This window comes from Pseudomonas sp. X10, assembly GCF_054889225.1.
Window position 1 is genome coordinate 1354519 of record NZ_CM142677.1, and the last position, 18843, is coordinate 1373361.

Genomic DNA, 18843 nt, shown 5'->3' on the forward strand with positions numbered 1-18843 from the left:
GGCTGTACCTGAGCTGAATGAAAACAATTTTATATCTTGTGTCTCGTGACAGTCGTCAATGTGCGGAGTCTAATAGACACCTGACCTATGGAGATTTTTCCCATGCGTAAATCTGTTCTGCTGGTGGCGAGCTTTACCACCATGTCGTTGCTGCTTGGCGGTTGTGCCTCGAACCTGACTGGCGATTCCTATTCCCGCGATGAGGCACGGCGGGTGCAAACGGTGCGCATGGGTACCATCGAAGCCCTGCGTCCAGTGAAGATCGAAGGCACCAAGACCCCCATCGGCGGTGGCGCAGGCGCCATTGTCGGCGGCGTTGCCGGCAGTGCAGTCGGTGGTGGCCGTGGCAGCATTGTTGCCGCAGTGATCGGTGCCGTTGCCGGTGGCCTGGCCGGTTCGGCTGCCGAAGAAGGCCTGACCCGCACCCAAGGCGTGGAGATCACCGTGCGTGAAGACGACGGCAGCACCCGTGCCTATGTTCAGCAAGTGCAGGACAACGAGATCTTCCGTGTGGGCGAACGGGTCCGCATCATGACTGTCGATGGCACCAGCCGCGTCACTCATTGACGGGATTGCGCACAAGAAAAACCCCGACGCGGTCAGGCCGGTCGGGGTTTTTTGTTGCCGGATGTTATTGGCGCTTCAGTCCGAGCATGTCACGTGCCACAGCCTCGGCGATACGGATGCCATCGACACCTGCCGAGAGAATGCCGCCGGCATAGCCGGCACCTTCGCCTGCCGGGAACAGCCCCTTGAGGTTCAGGCTCTGGTAGTCGTCGCCACGGGTGATGCGCAGTGGCGAGGAGGTGCGCGTCTCGATGCCGGTGAGTACCGCATCATGCAGGTTGTAGCCCTTGATCTGGCGATCGAAGGCGGGCAGCGCTTCACGGATGGCTTCGATGGCGAAGTCCGGCAGGCTCGGCGCCAGGTCACCGAGGGTCACGCCAGGCTTGTAGGACGGCTCGACACTGCCCAGGGCCGTGGACGGCCGTCCGGCAACGAAATCGCCCACCAGTTGAGCCGGCGCTTGGTAGTTGCTGCCGCCGAGCAGATAGGCGTTGGACTCCAGGCGTTCTTGCAGCTCGATGCCGGCCAGCGGGCCGCCCGGGTAGTCCTGCTCCGGGTGGATGCCGACGACGATGCCCGAGTTGGCGTTGCGCTCGTTGCGTGAGTACTGGCTCATGCCGTTGGTGACCACGCGCCCGGGCTCGCTGGTGGCCGCGACCACGGTGCCGCCCGGGCACATGCAGAAGCTGTAGACCGAACGGCCGTTCTTGGCGTGGTGCACCAGTTTGTAGTCGGCAGCGCCCAGTTTCGGGTGCCCGGCGTACTTGCCCAGGCGTGCCTTGTCGATCAACGACTGCGGGTGCTCGATACGGAAACCGATGGAGAACGGCTTGGCTTCCATGTACACGCCTTTGCCATGGAGCATGCGGAAGGTGTCGCGGGCGCTGTGGCCCAGGGCCAGGACGACATGGCGCGAGTGCAGCTGTTCGCCGCTTTCCAGGACCACGCCGTGCAGTTGGCCATCGTCCATCAACAGGTCGGTGACCTTCTGCTGGAAGCGTACTTCGCCACCCAGGGCGATGATCTCCTGGCGCATGTTCTCGACCATGCCGGTCAGGCGGAAAGTCCCGATGTGCGGCTTGCTGACATAGAGGATCTCATCCGGTGCGCCAGCCTTGACGAACTCGTGCAGGACCTTGCGGCCATGGTGGTGCGGGTCCTTGATCTGGCTATAGAGCTTGCCGTCGGAGAATGTCCCTGCGCCACCTTCACCGAACTGCACGTTGGACTCGGGGTTGAGCACGCTCTTGCGCCACAGGCCCCAGGTGTCCTTGGTGCGTTGGCGCACTTCCTTGCCGCGTTCGAGGATGATCGGCCGGAAGCCCATCTGCGCCAGCAGCAGGCCTGCGAAGATGCCGCAGGGGCCGAAGCCGACCACGATTGGCCGTTCTTCAAGCCCGTCCGGCGCCTGGCCGACGAACTTGTAGCTGACATCGGGCGCGAGGTTGACGTTGCGGTCGTCGGCGAACTTGCGCAGCAGTTCCGCTTCGTTGCTTGCCTCAAGATCGATGGTGTAGATGAACAGCATCTCGCTGTTCTTCTTGCGGGCGTCGTAGCTGCGTTTGAACAGGGTGAAGCCGAGCAGTTGCTCATCCTCGATGCCCAGGCGCTGCACGATGGCTTCGCGCAGGGCTTCGTCGGGATGATCCAGGGGCAGCTTCAGTTCGGTGATTCGTAGCATGGCAGGGTCCAGTATCCCGGCCATGGGTGGCCGGCGGCTTTACACAAACCGCCAAGTATAAGCTGTTCGCTGCCTTTGCAGGCAGGAGAAACGCCGCCGGCGATCAGTCGTCGCGAGAACCGCCGTAATAGCCGCAACCTTGCAGGACCTGGTCGTCGATACGCAGCTCGGCACGCAGGTGTTGTACCGCGCCAGTGGCACTGTCGATGCAACGCTGCGGGGCTACCCACAACTCGATGCGTTGGCCGTCGGCTTCGCTGCTCAAGCTCAGGCCGCCCCCGGGCATTTGTTCTTCCAGGTAGGGCAGGGGTAGCGCAGGTTGGCCAACCCGGCTGAGGACCATGCCCTTGCCGCTCGCCTTGATGTCCCAGTCGGGCTCATGGCCACTGGCGCGCAAGGTCAGTTGCTTGAAGTTGGGATCGCTGCAGGCATTGGCGGAGCCTTCCACGCGGTAAAGCCGTTGCACGTTCAGTTGCCCGTCGCTGCCGGCTTGGGTGGCGCCAGTCAGTTTACCGCGTACGTCAGCGAACAGTTGCTCGGCAGCATCGTCGGCCAGGTTCGCGGCTTCCTGCAGCAGTCCGGTGTTACCGCTGTCGTTGACCACGAAACGACGGCTTTCGTTGCAGGGCTTGAACAGCAGCTTTCCGCCGCTGGCGCTGAGTTCGCCCTGCATCCGCGTGGTGCCGAGGTTCGGATCGCTGGGCTTGTCCGCCAGCATCTGGCAGCCGCCGAACAGGGGCAACAGGGTGGCGAGCAGCAGGGGTGGGGCGAGGCGCATGGATGGGGCTCCGGGGTCACGACGGATGAAGTGGGCACGTTACCCAGCATGGTCTCGGATCACAAGGGCAATTCCGTAGCGGCAGGGCCTGCTCTCCACAGGCAAAAAAAGGCCCGAAGGCCTTTTTTCCATTGCAGGTGTCGATCAACCTCCCAGGTAGGCGTCGCGGACCTTCGGGTCGGTGAGCAGCGATTCACCGGTACCCTGCATGACCACGCGGCCGTTTTCCAGCACGTAGGCACGGTCGGCGATCTTCAGGGCCTGGTTGGCGTTCTGCTCGACCAGGAACACTGTGACGCCATCGCTGCGCAGTTGCTCGATGATGTCGAAGATCTGCTGGATGATGATCGGCGCAAGGCCCAGCGAGGGTTCGTCGAGCAGCAACAGCTTGGGCTTGCTCATCAGCGCCCGGCCGATGGCGAGCATTTGCTGCTCGCCGCCGGACATGGTGCCGCCACGCTGGTTGTAGCGCTCCTTCAGGCGGGGGAACAACTGCAGGACCTTGTCCAACTGCTCCTGGTAGTCGCCCTTGTTGGTGAAGAAGCCACCCATGGCCAGGTTTTCCTCGACGGTCAGGCGGGCGAACACGCGGCGGCCTTCAGGGACCACGGCGATGCTCTTGCGCATGATGTGCGAGGAGGGCTGGCCGACCAGCTCTTCGCCCAGGTACTTGATGCTGCCGCTTTGGGCTTGGGGCGAACCGCAGAGGGTCATCAGCAGGGTCGATTTGCCGGCACCGTTGGCACCGATAAGGGTGACGATCTCGCCCTGGCGGATCTCGACGTTGATGCTGTGCAGCGCCTGGATCTTGCCGTAGAAGGTGGAGACGTTTTCGAACTGCAGCATTTACGCTTCCCCCAGGTAGGCTTTGATCACTTCAGGGTTGTCGCGGATCTGCTCCGGCGTGCCGTCGGCCAGGGGAGTGCCCTGGTTGATTACCACGATATGGTCGGAAATGCTCATCACCAGCTTCATGTCGTGTTCGATCAGCAGCACGGTCACGTTGTGGTCCTGGCGCAGATAGGCGATCAGGGCCTTGAGGTCTTCGGTCTCCCTCGGGTTGAGGCCTGCCGCTGGCTCGTCGAGCATGATGATGCGCGGGCGGGTCATCATGCAGCGGGCGATTTCCAGGCGACGCTGCTGGCCGTAGGCCAAGGTGCCGGCAGTACGGTTGGCGAAGTCGGTGAGGTTCACTTTCTCCAGCCAGTACTGCGCGTGCTCCATGGCCTCTTGCTCGCTGCGACGATAGCTCGGGGTCTTGAACAGGCCGGCGAAGAAGTTGGTGTTCAAGTGCCGGTGTTGGGCGATCAGCAGGTTTTCCAGTGCGGTCATTTCCTTGAACAAGCGCACGTTCTGGAAGGTTCGCACCACGCCCTTGCGGGCGATCTCGTGACCGGGCAGGCCCTGGATTGGCTGGCCATCGAGCAGGATTGTGCCGCTGCTGGGTTTGTAGAAGCCGGTCAGGCAGTTGAACACCGTGGTCTTGCCGGCGCCGTTCGGGCCAATCAACGCCACCACTTGTTTTTCCTTGACGGTCAGGCCCACGCCGTTGACCGCCAACAAGCCGCCGAAGCGCATGCTCAGGCCGCTGACTTGCAGAATTTCGCGGCTCATCGACGCAGCTCCATGTGTGGACGTTGCATAGGCAGCAGGCCTTGCGGACGCCAGATCATCATCAACACCATCATTGCACCGAACATCAGCATCCGGTACTCGCTGAACTCGCGCATGAGTTCCGGCAGCAGGATCATCACGATGGCCGCGAGGATCACGCCCAGTTGCGAGCCCATGCCGCCGAGCACGACGATGGCGAGGATAATCGCCGATTCGATGAAGGTGAACGACTCCGGTGTTACCAAGCCCTGGCGCGCGGCGAAGAAGCTGCCGGCAAAACCGGCGAAGCTGGCCCCGAGGGTGAATGCCGACAGCTTGATCACGGTCGGGTTCAGGCCCAGCGCACGGCAGGCGATCTCGTCTTCGCGTAGCGCTTCCCAGGCGCGGCCTATCGGCATGCGCAGCAGACGGTTGATCACGAACAAGGCGAGCAGCGCCAGCAGCAGGGCTACCAGGTAAAGGAATATGACCTTGTTGATCGAGTTGTACGGCAGGCCGAAGAACTCGTGGAAGGTCTGCATCCCCTCGGCGGCACGGCGTTCGAAGGTCAGGCCGAAGAAGGTCGGCTTGTCGATGTTGCTGATGCCGTTGGGGCCACCGGTGACGCTGGTCAGGTTGCGCAGGAACAGACGGATGATCTCGCCGAAGCCGAGGGTCACGATCGCCAGGTAGTCCCCGCGCAGGCGCAGTACCGGGAAGCCGAGCAGGAAGCCGAAGATCGCCGCCATCAGGCCGGCGATCGGCAGGCAGATCCAGAAGCTCAGGCCAAAGTAGTGCGACAGCAAGGCGTAGCTATAGGCGCCGACGGCATAGAAGCCGACGTAGCCCAGGTCGAGCAGGCCTGCCAATCCGACCACGATGTTCAGGCCCAGGCCCAGCAGCACGTAGATCAGGATCAGGGTGGCAATGTCGACCGCGCCGCGCGAGCCGAAGAACGGCCAGACCAGGGCTAGCACGATCAGGCCGAGGATGACCCAGCGCTGGGTCTGCGGCAGGGTCAGGAAGTTGCTGACGGCCGGCGAGATCAGCTTGCGATCCGAGCGGCTGCGCATCACTGCGCTCCACTGCTTGTCGAACAGCACGCGCAGGAACATCAGCACCGAGCAGACGGCGATCACCGTGAGGGTGAAGGGCCCCTGGCTGTGGACGATCAGGCGGATGCCTTCGATGCTCAGCTTCAGGCCCAGGACCGGGAAGGCCACGGCCCATACCAGCAAGGCGCTGAAGAACGCCTGTTTGAGATTTCTGTTCATACTTTTTCAACCTCCGGACGGCCCAGGATGCCGGTCGGCCGGAACAGCAACACCAGAACCAATAGGCCGAACGCCACCACGTCCTTGTACTGGTCACCGAAGATATCGGCACCAAAGGCTTCGGCCACACCGAGCACCAGGCCTCCGAGCATGGCGCCCGGGATACTGCCGATGCCGCCGAGAACCGCAGCGGTGAAGGCCTTCAGGCCCACCAGGAAGCCGGCGTTGGGGTTGATCACGCCGTACTGCATGCTCAGCAGTACGGCCGCCACGGCGGCCAGGGCGGCGCCGACGACGAAGGTCAGGGCGATGATGTTGTTGGTATTGATGCCCAGCAGGTTGGCCATCTTGAGGTCCTCGGCGCAGGCACGGCAGGCGCGCCCCAGGCGGGAGCGAGAGATGAACAGAGTCAGGCCAGTCATGGCCACCAGGGTGACCACGAACACCAGGACCTGCATGTAGGACACCAGGACTTCCTCCGCGCCGCCCGGACCGAAGGAGAAACTCCCCGGAATCAGGTTGGGAATGGATTTGTCCTTGGAGTCCTGCGACAACAGGACGGTGTTTTGCAGGAAGATCGACATGCCGATGGCGGAGATCAGCGGGATCAAGCGGTTGCTGTTGCGCAGGGGGCGGTAGGCAACCCGCTCGATGCTGTAGCCATAGGCACTGGTCACGAAGATCGTCGCGATGAAGGCGACGGTCATCAGCAGCGGCAGTGAGTCGATGCCCATCATGGCCAGCCCGGCGAGGGCGATGAAGGCCACATAGGAACCGATCATGTACACCTCGCCATGGGCGAAGTTGATCATTCCAATGATGCCGTAAACCATTGTGTAGCCAATGGCTATCAAGGCATAGGTGCTGCCAATGGTCAGGCCATTAACCAGCTGTTGGAAGAAGTGATAGATCTCAGGCATTTACAGCGCTCCTAAAAACCTGATTTGCATTCGCTGGCGGGTGGTGAACCCGGCCCTTCCTTGTGGTCTTTGGCCACTTCGGCTGGGCACTGCCAGGGAACCGCGGGTGACGGTTTTAAGATTTTCAGGTGAGCCTGCTCCCGGATCGCGGGAGTCGGGCCCATGAACCTCGTAAAACAAAGCCCACTGCTCGCACAGTGGGCTTTCGGTCAGCTAGTCAGACGCAATTACTGAGGGGAAACTTCGGTTTTCGGTTTGCCGAAATGCCATTCGTAGACCACGAATTTGAAATCCTTCAGGTCTCCCTTGTCGTCGAACGACAGCTCGCCGGTCGGGGTGTGGAAGGTGCCTTTGTGGATTTCCTCGGCCACTTTCTCGGCGTCATCGCTGTCACCGGCGGCCTTGATCGCTTCGGCAATCACCTGGACGGCGGAGTAGGCCGGGAACACGAACGGGCCGCTCGGGTCCTGCTTCTTGTCAGCGAAGGCTTTGACCAGTGCCTGGTTGGCCGGGTCTTGGTCGAACGACTTGGGCAGGGTCACCAGCAGGCCTTCGGAGGCTTGTTGGGCGATCTGCGAGATGGAGTCGTTGCCGACACCTTCTGGCCCCATGAACTTGGCGTTCAGGCCCCTTTCCTTGGCTTGGCGCAGGATCAGGCCCAGCTCGGGGTGGTAGCCGCCGTAGTAGACGAAGTCGACGTTGTTCTGCTTGAGCTTCTGGATGATCGAGGAGAAGTCTTTGTCGCCGGCGTTCAGGCCTTCGAAGACGGCAACCTTGGTGCCTTTGCCCTCGAGGGTCTGCTTGACGGCGGTGGCGATGCCTTCACCGTACTGCTGCTTGTCGTGGAGCACTGCGACGACGTTCGGTTTGACGTGGTCGGCGATGTAGTTGCCGGCGGCCGGCCCCTGGGCGCTGTCCAGGCCAATGGTGCGGAAGATCAGCTTGTAACCACGGGCGGTGATTTCCGGGCTGGTTGCGGCTGGGGTGATCATGATCACGCCTTCGTCTTCGTAGATGTCGGACGCAGGCTGGGTGGAGCTGGAGCACAGGTGGCCGACGACATACTTGACGCCATCGTTGACCACTTTGTTGGCAACCGCGACGGCCTGTTTAGGGTCACAGGCGTCGTCGTATTCCTTGGCTTCGAGCAGCTTGCCGTCGACGCCGCCCTTGGCGTTGATCTGCTCGATGGCCATCTTGGCACCGATGAACTGCATGTCGCCGTACTGGGTGACCGGACCGGTCTTGGGGCCGGCGATACCGATCTTGATGGTGTCGGCGGCAAACGAATGGCTGGCAACCCCGGCCAGTACCATTGCGGCAAACAGCTTGGAAATCTTGATCATAGTGCTCCACTCATTCTGTTGTAATTCTTATAGTCCTGGCGCCCAGGGCTACAGACCGGGCGGGATTTGCGGCATGGCCACGCCAAATGCCGCAAGCCCACCTTCCCCCGGAACTTGTCCCGGTAACTGTACCGGTACAGTGTAGAGCGCCGTTCGAGCGCTTGAAAAGCGGGCGAATCGCAGCGCTCTCCGAGGGTGTCGCCTGGTTGACAGAAAGATACAGAAAAGCGCCATCAAATTGCCTTCATCCCACAGCAACCCCAGGCTCTGCGCGCTCTGTCGACCAATTACATATTTGAAACCGGGTTTTTCTGCAAAAATGACAACCTTTTAGTGGCTGAATCTTTGCTGGTAGGAACCCATGACAGATCAAACAAGCACCCTCTATGCCAAACTGCTCGGCGAGACGGCAATCATCGAGTGGAAAGCATTGGAGCGTTTTTGGGCCAAGGGTGACCTGATTTGGGTCGACCCAAGCCTGGACTTGATCGAGGTGGCACAGGCAATGGCTGAGAACCGCAGTGAAACCTTCGCCAACTGGCGCAATGCTGGCACTGTCGGGCCGGTCACGGCAGAGCAGGCGCTAGACCTGCAGGGCCGCGATCCTGAGATCTGGGCGGTGGTGGTATCGCCGTTCATCGTGATTCAGGAGAAAAAAACGCAGTGAGCCTGCGCTTTTTGGGTGCGTGAAAATGCGCATCGGCATCTGTTTGGTGCGTGTTGACGTTCACGTAAGGTGGACGTAAGTAACAATTGCGTGAGCGTTTGGCTGTGCGGTAACAGTTTACGGAATGCGTAACGAAGTTGCAGGGCCGCCCAGCGGCCCGCAATGCCTCAGTAGTCGACCCGCCCGGTATGGCTGTTCAGCGAGATGATCCGGGTCTTGCCGATGCGGTGACGGAAGATCTCCCGCAGGTACTTCACCGCCTTCTTCACGCATTCGCGGGACAGGCGGATGTCGTTGATCGACACGAAGCGGCTCTTGTCATTGATCAGCTCGCGGTACTTCTTCTCGTACATCGGTTTGATCGCATACCAGTTGGTGTCGAGGATCTTCGCTGGGTTCTCGAATTCGTTGAGCAGGTCGTCGATGCGCCCCTCGTCGAAGTGCTCGCTGGTGATGAACTCGAGGATGGCGTTGTCCAGGGTGTCGTCGAAGCGGTACGGATTGCGCGCGAAGCAGCGCTTGATGAACGCCACGATCAAGGTCAGGAAGTCATCCGACAGGCACGGGCTCTTGGCGATCAGGGTGGTCAGCGAGAGGTTGGCCGAAGCACCGATGACCAGGGCATAGCGCTTGAGCGTGGTGTTGGGGAACAGGCTGTTGAGGTGGGTCTTGAGCCGGTTCAGGTCCATGTACGACAGCTTGTAGTCTTTGGGCAGCGAGACGATCGACACCACCGACGAGCAGTTCTTGAAGAAATGCAGGTCATGCAGGGCCGCGGCATCGAAGCCAGAGGCTTGGTACTGCTCCAGGGCCGCACGGTAGCGCTGTGACTCGATCGGCAGCAGGCTGATGCCTTCGATGGCCTGGGTCTGCTTGTTGAAATGCGGCAGGTCGATGGAGCGGAAGAACAGGTCATCGATGTCCAGACGGGGTGGGTCTTTTTCGAATACCTTGAACTTGTCCGACCCCGGGGCCGGTTGTTCCGGCACCACGGATTCGGCGTAGGCGATCGCGACTGGGCCGGCCAGGCTCATGAACAGGTCGTTGGCGTCCAGGCGGATGGTTTCGCCGATATCGATGCCGGCGCGGCGGAAATAGTTCTGGTCGTAGTCGGTCGTGACGGCCTGGGCGGTCAGGATGTTGAAGATCTGTTGGGAGATGTACTGGTTCGCATGCTTCTCCATGGCGTTGACGTCGATGTTCTGGATGTTGCCGTCATCGCTCTCTTCGGCATAACGCATGATGTCGTTGGATATCAGCATCATCGCGTTCCAGGGACGGATGCGCCCCATGACACTGGCTTCGCTACTGTCTTCATTGTCGAAGTTGTACGAGAAGTCCCATTCTTCCGATAGGTACTTGCACAGCAATCGCCCAGCGTTGATGTGCAGGGCTTCAGACATCTCGCTGCGGTGATCGGAAATGTTGGGCAGTACGCAGATGCCGCTGGTGAAGATCGGCTCGAAGACGAACGAATGCCCGCTCTTGCCGTCGTTTTCGTCGGCAGCCTTGGTGTCGAAGGTCTTGTTCATGTACGAGTACTGCTGGGCCAGGCCGAATTCGGAGGCCATGCCGGAGCCTGTGCCGCCGCCGGCACTGAAGATGTAGAAGTACAGGCGCGACTGGTTGGCCTTTATCCCGCACGAGTCGATCAGGTACGAATGGATCAGCTTCCAGTCGGCGCTGGAGAAACGCTGGGTTTCCTTATTGAGGATGATCTTGGCTAGGTACTGGCCGAGGATCGGCGCATTGCCTGCGCCGCCAGCATGGACTTCCGACAGGTCCATGATCTTCATCTTGCTGTAGTCCCGCAGGAACCCGCCCCGTTCACCCTTGCGCGAGAAACGGATGCGCCCGGCGATATCCTTGTCCAGGTCACCGAGCATGACCAGAGGCTCGACCAGGAACACTGGCTTGGCCCCCTTGTTCTGGACCAGGCGCAGGTTGTTGCGGATCCAGCGTGCTGGACTGTAGGAGGTTTCGCTGTTGTGCCGGTCTTCGTTGTTGAACTCATTGAGGAAGAAGGTGCGGGCGTTGTACACCAGTTCCGCCACGTCCAGGGCGATGTTCGAGCCGCAGCGGCCCAGGCCGATCAGGCACACTGAAGGAAACTGCTGCTCCAGGCGCAGCAGGTCTGCGTCTTCCACGTGCAGGCTATGGGGGAACACCAGGTCGCGCAGGCCGTCGAGGTTTTCGAGGATGCGCTGGATGTCGTTCTCGGTGTAGTACAGGTATTGCTGCGCCGGCACGTTACGGGCGATGTAGTGCTCTCGAGCATCGGTGGCGGTCAGCGAGGTGGAGGAGGGCGACAACTCGGGAAGCGCATTGGCAGAAGTGTTCGTAGAGGTCATATTGCGCCATTTGCCTGGAGTGGTGGACTGTCAAAGATGGATGTCATATGGCCATCATTGAGTAATTTCGCGACTGTATCAGTGCATCTTTTACGTAAGCGATAGGGTTTTGCCCTACAAGAGCTAAGGGTTTTCCCGTTACGCCTGAACTGGATCGTCCAATTATCGAAGTTCCTTAATCATCTGCCTGGAGTCGTACATGAGTACTGCATTGCCTTCGCTGGGATTTGCCGGAATCGGCCTGATGGGCCTGCCGATGTGTCGGCGCTTGCTGGCAGCGGGGTATCCGCTGACCGTGTGGAACCGCAGCCCGGACAAATGTGCCGAGCTGGTCAAGGCCGGCGCGCGTCTGGCGGCCAACCCCGCCGAGTTGTGCCAGGGTACGGATCTGGTTTTGCTGTGCCTGGCCGATACGGCAGTGGTGCGTGAAGTGGTATTCGGTGAAGCGGGTATTGCCCAGGGGGCGAGTGCCGGGCAGTTACTGGTGGACCTGTCCAGCCTGGAGCCGACCGCGACCCGTGAGATGGCCGCCGAGCTGGCGGCTTTGTGCGGCATGGCCTGGTTGGACGCGCCGGTGTCCGGAGGCACACCGGGGGCTGAGGCCGGCACTCTGGCGATCATGGTCGGCGGCGAGGAGGCTGACCTGGAGCGGGCGCGGCCTGTGCTACTGACCTTGGGCCAGCGTGTAACGCACATGGGGGGCGTCGGTGCCGGGCAAGTGACCAAGGCCTGCAACCAGATGATCGTTGCCTGCAACGCGCTGGTGATCGCCGAGGTGGTGGCGTTGGCCGAGAAGGCCGGGGTCGATGCGAGTCAGATTGCCGAAGCCCTGGCTGGTGGCTTCGCCGACTCCAAGCCACTGCAGATCCTCGCTCCGCAAATGGCTGAAAGCCGTTTCGAACCGATCAAGTGGCATGTGCGTACCTTGCTCAAGGACGTCGACACGGCGGTGAAGTTCTCGCGCGAACAGGGCTCGGCCACGCCGGTCAGTGGCCTCGCCGCGCAACTGTTGCGCTTGCACGGTAGTCAGGGCTACCTGCAAAAAGATCCGTCGACCCTGGTAGCGCTGTATCGCAGTAAGGACTGACATCGCTGGCCATGTCGGAGGCCTGCCGGTTGAGGCGCTGGAGGATCGGTCGCAGTTCGCTCAGAGGCACGGCGCGGCTGAGCAGGTGGCCCTGGAGGAAGTCGCAGCCGTGGTTGGCGAGAAATTCGTATTGCTCGACGGTTTCCACGCCTTCGGTCACCACCTGCAAGTGCAGGGTATGGGCCATGGCAATGATGGCCTGGACGATCTCCCGGTCTTTTTGGTTGCCCGGCACATCCTGGATGAACGAGCGATCGATCTTCAGGATGTCCAGGGGCAGGCACTTGAGGTAGGCCAGTGATGAGTAGCCAGTGCCGAAATCATCGATCAAGAGCGACACGCCCAGGGTCCGGATGCGCTTGAGCAAGCTGATGGTGTGCTGGATGTCGCCCATCAGGGCATTTTCCGTGACCTCCAATTCCAACTGCCACGGGCCGAGACCGGTCTGGAATAGCGTCATTTCGACTTCGTTGGCCAACTCCTCGCGGCCCAGAGTCAGGGCCGAGCAGTTGACTGTGACCTTGAGGCCGCCCAGGCCATGGCGATTGAGCTGGGCTAGGTCTTCGCAAGCCTGTCGCAGCACCCATAGGTCCAGCTCGACGATCAGGCCGTTGGTCTCGGCGATGCCGAGAAAACGGTCTGGGCCGATCAGGCCATGCTGTGGATGTTGCCAGCGCACCAGGGCTTCGAGTTTGGCCACTTGGCCAGTGTGCAGGTCGAAGATCGGCTGGTAGTGCACGCACAGTCCCTGTTCCTCGAGCAGGGCTACGCGCAGTTCTTCCTCCAGTTGCAACTCCAGCGAGGCACGGGTCTTCAGGCTGCTATTGAAGAAGTTCAGGCTGTTGCGTCCGCAGCCCTTGGATTGGTAGAGCGCTAGATCGGCGTTTTTCAGCAGTTCCTCGCTGGTGCGCCCGTCATCGGGAAAGATGCTGATACCGATGCTGGTGGTCATGACCATGCGCCGGCCAGCCAGGTGGATGGGGTCCTTCATCCTCTGCATGATGCGTTGGGCGAGGTGGCGGGCCTCGTCACGGTTGTTGAGGCTGGTGAGGATGCAGAACTCGTCGCCGCCGAAGCGCGCCACGACGTCCTGGCTGCGGGTAGCGGCCTTGATGTGCCCGGCGATCACCTTGAGCAGTTCGTCACCGGCGGCGTGGCCGAGGCTGTCGTTGATCCGCTTGAAATGGTCGATGTCGAGGAACATCACCGCCAGCATGCCTTCGTTGGCGTTCTGCTCGGCCAGGCGTTCGGCGAACACCTGGTTGAAGCCCCTGCGGTTGACCAGGTTGGTCAGGGCGTCGTAATGGGCGGCCTGCTGCAACGACACTCGCGCCTGGTCCAGTTGGCTGAGCAGGACATTGACCCGGCGCAGGTCGTGCTCCTTGCTTTGCAGCTTTTTGTCCGCCAGGGCCACGCTGATGCTGCTGGCGCTGATCAGCAAGGTGATGAAGGCGATGGTAAGGCTCAGTTGCAGGCTGTTGTCGGTGACGGGCAGTTGCAGTGCGGAACCGTTCGCCAGCACCAGGGTCATGGCAGCCATGCCGGTGAAGTGGGTACAGACGATACCGGCTCCCATCAGCAGGCTCGCGCCGCATTTCATCGCCAAGTGCAGGGTGCCGCTGCCATTGCGAAAGTAGCGGGCCAGCAGCAGGGCGACCAGGCTGGTGGTGATGGCGATGGCCAGTGATGCCAGCAGCAGGCCGACCTGGTAGTACTGCCGGGCGCCAGTCTGCAGCGCGGCCATCCCGACATAATGCATGACCGTGATACCCAGGCCGATGATGACAGCCGTCTGCAGGTAATGACGCGGGCGCAGCTCGCTTCGGTTGAGGGTGTTCATCGCCAGCCAGGCGGCTAGCAGGGCGATCAGCAGCGACATGCCGGTCAGCGTGACGTCATAGTGAGTCTCGATCGGTACTTCGAAGGCCAGCAGGCTGATGAAGTGCATGGCCCAGATGCCGCTCGCCAGGCAGAACGCACCCAGCACCCGCCACTGCCGCCGGGAGGAGTGGTGCTCGCTGTGGCTCTGGCGTTCAGCCATGTCCAGGGTGGCGAAACATCCTGCGCAGGCAACCGCGTAGGCGAGCATCACCAGGAAGGCATTGTGTCGGCAATCGAGGATGATCTGCCCGGTCGCTGGCAGTTCGGCGAACAATTGCAGCCCCAGCCACTCCATTGAATGCCTCTTTGTCGAGTTTGCACTCGTCCCCAAAAAGTTGTGTGGAGACTGTCTGGCTGGAGTATAGGAACTGGGCGTCAAGCCTTCCTGGATAATGGCGTTTTGATTTCAACCATTTGGATATTGGCTTAATAGCGGAGGGATCTAAAGACGGGGCCGGGGTGCCCGCGTAGAGCTGCTTTGGGATTGCCCCGGTAGAGCCTGATGCGAGGCAGTCGCTCCCACGAGCCGAGGCTCGTGGGAGCGGACTTGCCCGCGATTATCAGCCTGCGACCAGCACGCGAATCGCTTCGAGCCGCAGTGCCGCTTTCTCCAGCATGGCCAGCCCGTCTTCGCGCTGCTTGCGCAGTGTCTCGATCTCGCTGTCCCGCACGCTCGGGTTGACGGCTTGCAGGGCTGTCAGGCGCGCCAGCTCTTCATCGGCTTGCGCCGCCAGACGGCGTTGCGCTTCGGCTACGCGTTCGGTATGGCGCGGCAGTATCTTGGCTTCACCGCCATTGATGCGGCTGGCCAGGACGTCGCGCTGGGCCTGGATGAACTTGTTGGCGCTGGCCTTGGGCACGCTTTCGAGCTGCTCATTGAGGGTTTCGAAGGCCACCCGTGGCGCCAGGTCATTGCCGTTGGCATCAAGCAGGCAACGCAATGCCGCTGGAGGCAGGTAGCGGCCCAGTTGCAGGTTACGCGGAGCCACCACTTCGCTGACATACAGCAGCTCGAGCAGCACGGTGCCTGGCTTGAGCGCTTTGTTCTTGATCAGCGCCACGGCGGTGTTGCCCATCGAGCCGGACAGCACCAGGTCCATGCCGCCCTGGACCATCGGGTGCTCCCAGGTGATGAACTGCATGTCTTCGCGTGACAGGGCCTGGCCGCGGTCGTAGGTGATGGTCACGCCTTCGTCGTCGCCCAGCGGGAAGCTGGCGTCGAGCATCTTTTCGCTCGGTTTGAGGATAAGGGCATTTTCCGAATGGTCTTCGCTGTCGATGCCGAAAGCGTCGAACAGGGTTTCCATGTAGATCGGCAGGGCGAACTGGTCATCTTGTTCGAGGATCGCCTCGACCAGTGCCTGGCCTTCGCCGGCGCCACCGGAATTCAACTCCAGCAGGCGGTCGCGACCGCTGTGCAGCTCGGCCTCCAGGCGCTCGCGTTCGCTGCGCGCTTCCTCGACCAGACCGTCCCAGTCTGAAGCCTTGCCACCTTCGAGCAACGGCAACAGGCGGGAGCCGAAGCGATGCTGTAGGGCATTGCCGGTCGGGCAGGTATTGAGGAAGGCGTTGAGGCCCTGGTGGTACCACTGGAACAGGCGTTCCTGGGGGCTCTCCTGCAGGTAGGGCACGTGCAGCTCGATGGTGTGCTTCTGACCGATCCGGTCGAGGCGGCCGATACGCTGTTCGAGCAGGTCCGGGTGGGCCGGCAGGTCGAACATCACCAAGTGATGGGCGAACTGGAAGTTGCGACCTTCGCTGCCGATCTCCGAACAGATCAGCACCTGGGCACCGAACTCTTCGTCGGCGAAGTAGGCGGCTGCACGGTCGCGCTCGAGGATGCTCATGCCCTCATGGAACACCGTGGCCGGGATGCCGGAGCGCACGCGCAGGGCGTCTTCAAGGTCCATGGCGGTCTCGGCGTGGGCGCAGATCACCAGGACCTTGGTCCGTTTGAGCATCTTCAGGGTGTCGATCAGCCAGTCGACCCGTGGATCGAAGCGCCACCAGCGCTCTTCATCGCTGGTTTCGCCCTGGGCCTGGAAGGCCACTTCCGGATAAAGCTCGGCATGCTCGCCAGCCGGTAGGTCGAGGTACTGCTCGGGATTGGGCAGCGGGTAAGGGTGCAGCTTGCGCTCGGGGAATCCCTGGATCGCCGCACGGGTATTGCGGAACAGCACGCGGCCGGTACCGTGGCGGTCGAGCAGTTCGCGGATCAGGCGCGCGCTGGCCTGGCTGTCGCCGTCGCTGACCGCGGCCAGCAGGGCTTCGCCCTCGGCACCGAGGAAGCCTTCGATGGTGGCATGGGCTTCGGCCGACAGGCGCCCTTCGTCGAGCAACTCCTGGACGGCTTCGGCCACTGGGCGGTAGTGCTCGCTCTCGGCACGGAAGGCCGCTAGGTCGTGGAAACGGTTGGGGTCGAGCAGGCGCAGGCGGGCGAAGTGGCTGTCCTGGCCGAGCTGCTCGGGGGTGGCGGTGAGCAGCAGCACGCCCGGGATAACCTGGGCCAGTTGCTCGACCAGGGTGTACTCGGGACTGGCCTGTTCTTCGTGCCAGACCAAGTGGTGGGCTTCGTCGACCACCATCAGGTCCCAGCCGGCGGCGAACAGAGCGTCTTGGGCCTTCTCGTCGTGGGTCAGCCATTCCAGGGCGACCAGCGCCAGTTGGGCATCTTCGAACGGGTTGCTGGCATCGCTCTCGATGAAGCGCTCGGCGTCGAACAGCGCCACCTGCAGGTTGAAGCGCCGGCGCATTTCTACCAGCCACTGGTGCTGCAGGTTCTCCGGTACGAGGATCAGCACACGGCTGGCCCGCCCTGAAAGCAGTTGGCGATGGATCACCAGGCCGGCTTCGATAGTCTTGCCCAGGCCGACTTCGTCAGCCAGCAGGACCCGCGGCGCGATACGGTCGGCGACCTCGCGGGCGATGTGCAACTGGTGGGCGATCGGCTGGGCGCGGCAGCCACCCAGGCCCCAGAGCGACGACTGCATCTGCTTGCTGGTGTGCTCGAGGGTGTTGTAGCGCAGGCTGAACCAGGGCAGCGGGTCGATCTGGCCGGCGAACAGGCGGTCGCTGGCAAGGCGGAACTGGATGAAGTTGGACAGCTGGGTTTCCGGCAGGGTGCGTGGCTGGTTCTGCGCGTCGAGGCCGTGGTAGACCATCAGGCCATCGACGTCGTCGACTTCGCGCACGGTCATCTTCCAGCCTTCGAAGTGCGTGATCTGGTCGCCAGGCGAGAAGCGCACACGGGTCAGGGGCGCGTTACGCAGGGAATACTGGCGGGTGTCGCCAGTGGCCGGGTAGAGCACGGTCAACAAGCGGCCGTCCTGTGCTAGAACGGTCCCAAGGCCGAGCTCGGCTTCGCTGTCGCTGATCCAGCGTTGCCCCGGTTGATACTGCTGCGCCATACTGCCTGACTCCCGCGATGAAAAAGCCGACTATCTTAACGGATAGGTCTGTGCAGACCAAAGAGTCTAGCAATTTCATCGAAGAAAACTGCCTTTGCCTACGAGGGCACCGATTCGACATGCCTGCCAAGCACCGCTGGTTGAACGTATCCCTGGCCTTGGGCTGCCTCCTGGTACTGGCTGGCTGCGAACGGAAAAGCTTCGAGACCTTGCCGCCGATCCCCATCGAGCAACTTGAAGTGTTAGGCGTGCAGACACCGATCAAGAGCGTGCACTTTCGCGATCGCGACGGCGAGGGTCTGTTGGTGCTCAGCCGTACTGACGGCCAGGCCACCGATGCCGAGACAGAGCAGGAGGTCGACAAGGTCGTACTCAAGGCGACCTTGTACGGACGCACCGACCAGGACGCGGCGTTCAAGGCCCGCTGGCAGATCGAACAGGAAACCACCTGCCCGGGGTTGGATCTGGACGTGGACTTCTACACCGACGTCAGCGATGTCAGCGACTTGAACAATGACGGTGTGGCCGAGCTGACTGTCGCCAGCCATGCCTTCTGTGGTGGTGGCATCGAGCCCCATGACATCGCCATCGAACTGCGCGAAGGCCAGGCGAGCTACACCATCACCGGCCAGTCGCTGATCAGCCCTGCGGGCGAAGACCCCATGGGTGGCAAGCGTGAGGACAGCGCCTCGCTGAAGAATGCCCCGCAGGCGCTGCGCGACCATCTGGACAGGGTATGGCAGTCGGTCTACAAGCGCCCGTGGAGCGAGGCCGGGGCGGGGTCGGACGACGATGACGCGTCCTAGCCTATACTTTTCCATGCGCCACTGTGACGTGCCGCACAAAGCTGCGCGCTGGTATTCAAGGCTACTGAGCGCAGGCCGATAGACTGGCGACAGGAGATCATTCCATGCTGCCGCCCATCATCCCCCTCAGCGCTGTCCCCGTGACCTCGCAAACGGACCCGGTCAAACCTGCTCCGAACGTCCCGCCTGTGGTGCCCGCGCAACCCTCTTCCAGCGACAGCACCATTAACCTCAAGCACCAGCGCGATCCGCAGGAGCAGGCACTGCTGCTGCGAGACGAGCAACGGCGCCAGCAGCGCCGCCGGCAGGGCCCAGAGGGGTACGATGCCGTGCCTGGTGATGAGCTCAACGCCGACAACACCGTGCCCGTCGCGCCGTTGATGGACGAACGGACGCGCCAGGGGCTGCTGGTCGACATCGAGGTTTGAGGCACTCCGGGGCTGGTCAGCGGTCGCGTGGCCCTTCATTATGAGAACCTCTGCTGT

Annotated in this window: 15 protein-coding genes; 5 read left to right on the plus strand and 10 right to left on the minus strand. The window is 61.9% G+C overall.

Features of this window, described 5'->3' with window-relative positions; genetic code table 11:
* The first annotated feature begins 102 nt into the window (after positions 1-102).
* A complete protein-coding gene (locus tag ACYU03_RS06325; protein WP_461888959.1) occupies positions 103-567 on the plus strand; it encodes an outer membrane lipoprotein in 465 nt (154 codons plus the stop codon).
* Positions 568-631: 64 nt separating this feature from the next.
* On the opposite strand, the gene ACYU03_RS06330 is transcribed toward ACYU03_RS06325, so the two are convergent.
* The 7 genes from ACYU03_RS06330 to ACYU03_RS06360 form a co-directional block, all read right to left on the minus strand.
* Complete coding sequence (locus ACYU03_RS06330) at positions 632-2248, minus strand: NAD(P)/FAD-dependent oxidoreductase (protein ID WP_461888961.1); 1617 nt, start codon at positions 2246-2248, stop codon at positions 632-634.
* Between the two features lie 103 nt (positions 2249-2351).
* The gene (locus tag ACYU03_RS06335) at positions 2352-3026 is read right to left on the minus strand and encodes a COG3650 family protein (RefSeq protein WP_461888963.1); all 675 of its coding nucleotides are present in this window, start codon (positions 3024-3026) and stop codon (positions 2352-2354) included.
* Between the two features lie 144 nt (positions 3027-3170).
* A complete protein-coding gene (locus ACYU03_RS06340) occupies positions 3171-3872 on the minus strand; it encodes an ABC transporter ATP-binding protein (RefSeq protein WP_461888964.1) in 702 nt (233 codons plus the stop codon).
* Positions 3873-4640 carry a high-affinity branched-chain amino acid ABC transporter ATP-binding protein LivG gene (gene livG, locus ACYU03_RS06345; RefSeq protein ID WP_461888966.1) on the minus strand — a complete coding sequence of 256 codons (768 nt, stop codon included), beginning with the start codon at positions 4638-4640 and terminating at the stop codon, positions 3873-3875.
* The gene (locus ACYU03_RS06350; protein ID WP_461888968.1) at positions 4637-5893 is read right to left on the minus strand and encodes a high-affinity branched-chain amino acid ABC transporter permease LivM; all 1257 of its coding nucleotides are present in this window, start codon (positions 5891-5893) and stop codon (positions 4637-4639) included. The genes livG and ACYU03_RS06350 overlap by 4 nt, the downstream gene beginning before the upstream one ends.
* A complete protein-coding gene (gene livH, locus ACYU03_RS06355; protein WP_461888970.1) occupies positions 5890-6813 on the minus strand; it encodes a high-affinity branched-chain amino acid ABC transporter permease LivH in 924 nt (307 codons plus the stop codon). The genes ACYU03_RS06350 and livH overlap by 4 nt, the downstream gene beginning before the upstream one ends.
* 227 nt (positions 6814-7040) lie before the next feature.
* Complete coding sequence (locus ACYU03_RS06360; RefSeq protein WP_461888972.1) at positions 7041-8159, minus strand: branched-chain amino acid ABC transporter substrate-binding protein; 1119 nt, start codon at positions 8157-8159, stop codon at positions 7041-7043.
* Between the two features lie 361 nt (positions 8160-8520).
* Between ACYU03_RS06360 and ACYU03_RS06365 the strand changes: the two genes are divergently transcribed.
* Positions 8521-8826: a DUF2288 domain-containing protein gene (locus ACYU03_RS06365; protein ID WP_461888974.1), complete on the plus strand. Its 306-nt coding sequence runs from the start codon at positions 8521-8523 to the stop codon at positions 8824-8826.
* A gap of 167 nt (positions 8827-8993) precedes the next feature.
* On the opposite strand, the gene ACYU03_RS06370 is transcribed toward ACYU03_RS06365, so the two are convergent.
* A complete protein-coding gene (locus ACYU03_RS06370; RefSeq protein ID WP_461888976.1) occupies positions 8994-11177 on the minus strand; it encodes a hypothetical protein in 2184 nt (727 codons plus the stop codon).
* A 199-nt stretch (positions 11178-11376) separates the two neighbouring features.
* Between ACYU03_RS06370 and ACYU03_RS06375 the strand changes: the two genes are divergently transcribed.
* On the plus strand, positions 11377-12264 hold the full coding sequence (locus ACYU03_RS06375) for an NAD(P)-dependent oxidoreductase (protein WP_461888978.1): 888 nt from the start codon (positions 11377-11379) through the stop codon (positions 12262-12264).
* On the opposite strand, the gene ACYU03_RS06380 is transcribed toward ACYU03_RS06375, so the two are convergent.
* Both ACYU03_RS06380 and rapA read right to left on the minus strand, forming a co-directional pair.
* On the minus strand, positions 12164-14440 hold the full coding sequence (locus ACYU03_RS06380; protein ID WP_461888980.1) for a putative bifunctional diguanylate cyclase/phosphodiesterase: 2277 nt from the start codon (positions 14438-14440) through the stop codon (positions 12164-12166). The genes ACYU03_RS06375 and ACYU03_RS06380 overlap by 101 nt on opposite strands.
* Positions 14441-14705: 265 nt before the next feature.
* On the minus strand, positions 14706-17552 hold the full coding sequence (gene rapA / locus ACYU03_RS06385) for an RNA polymerase-associated protein RapA (RefSeq protein ID WP_461888982.1): 2847 nt from the start codon (positions 17550-17552) through the stop codon (positions 14706-14708).
* 119 nt (positions 17553-17671) lie between these two features.
* Here rapA and ACYU03_RS06390 point away from each other — a divergent pair, with 119 nt between their 5' ends.
* The gene (locus tag ACYU03_RS06390; protein WP_461888984.1) at positions 17672-18358 is read left to right on the plus strand and encodes a M949_RS01915 family surface polysaccharide biosynthesis protein; all 687 of its coding nucleotides are present in this window, start codon (positions 17672-17674) and stop codon (positions 18356-18358) included.
* Positions 18359-18462: 104 nt separating this feature from the next.
* Positions 18463-18786 carry an aspartate-semialdehyde dehydrogenase gene (locus tag ACYU03_RS06395; protein WP_461888986.1) on the plus strand — a complete coding sequence of 108 codons (324 nt, stop codon included), beginning with the start codon at positions 18463-18465 and terminating at the stop codon, positions 18784-18786.
* Positions 18787-18843 lie beyond the last annotated feature (57 nt).

Excerpts from the sequence above, each read along its gene's own strand:
- ACYU03_RS06330 (WP_461888961.1), bottom strand. The coding sequence starts at position 2,248 with ATGCTACGAATCACCGAACTGAAGCTGCCCCTGGATCATCCCGACGAA.
- livG (WP_461888966.1), bottom strand. The coding sequence starts at position 4,640 with ATGAGCCGCGAAATTCTGCAAGTCAGCGGCCTGAGCATGCGCTTCGGC.
- livH (WP_461888970.1), bottom strand. The coding sequence starts at position 6,813 with ATGCCTGAGATCTATCACTTCTTCCAACAGCTGGTTAATGGCCTGACC.
- ACYU03_RS06395 (WP_461888986.1), top strand. The coding sequence starts at position 18,463 with ATGCTGCCGCCCATCATCCCCCTCAGCGCTGTCCCCGTGACCTCGCAA.
- ACYU03_RS06380 (WP_461888980.1), bottom strand. The coding sequence starts at position 14,440 with ATGGAGTGGCTGGGGCTGCAATTGTTCGCCGAACTGCCAGCGACCGGG.
- rapA (WP_461888982.1), bottom strand. The coding sequence starts at position 17,552 with ATGGCGCAGCAGTATCAACCGGGGCAACGCTGGATCAGCGACAGCGAA.
- ACYU03_RS06375 (WP_461888978.1), top strand. The coding sequence starts at position 11,377 with ATGAGTACTGCATTGCCTTCGCTGGGATTTGCCGGAATCGGCCTGATG.
- ACYU03_RS06365 (WP_461888974.1), top strand. The coding sequence starts at position 8,521 with ATGACAGATCAAACAAGCACCCTCTATGCCAAACTGCTCGGCGAGACG.
- ACYU03_RS06360 (WP_461888972.1), bottom strand. The coding sequence starts at position 8,159 with ATGATCAAGATTTCCAAGCTGTTTGCCGCAATGGTACTGGCCGGGGTT.
- ACYU03_RS06370 (WP_461888976.1), bottom strand. The coding sequence starts at position 11,177 with ATGACCTCTACGAACACTTCTGCCAATGCGCTTCCCGAGTTGTCGCCC.
- ACYU03_RS06335 (WP_461888963.1), bottom strand. The coding sequence starts at position 3,026 with ATGCGCCTCGCCCCACCCCTGCTGCTCGCCACCCTGTTGCCCCTGTTC.
- ACYU03_RS06340 (WP_461888964.1), bottom strand. The coding sequence starts at position 3,872 with ATGCTGCAGTTCGAAAACGTCTCCACCTTCTACGGCAAGATCCAGGCG.
- ACYU03_RS06325 (WP_461888959.1), top strand. The coding sequence starts at position 103 with ATGCGTAAATCTGTTCTGCTGGTGGCGAGCTTTACCACCATGTCGTTG.
- ACYU03_RS06350 (WP_461888968.1), bottom strand. The coding sequence starts at position 5,893 with ATGAACAGAAATCTCAAACAGGCGTTCTTCAGCGCCTTGCTGGTATGG.
- ACYU03_RS06390 (WP_461888984.1), top strand. The coding sequence starts at position 17,672 with ATGCCTGCCAAGCACCGCTGGTTGAACGTATCCCTGGCCTTGGGCTGC.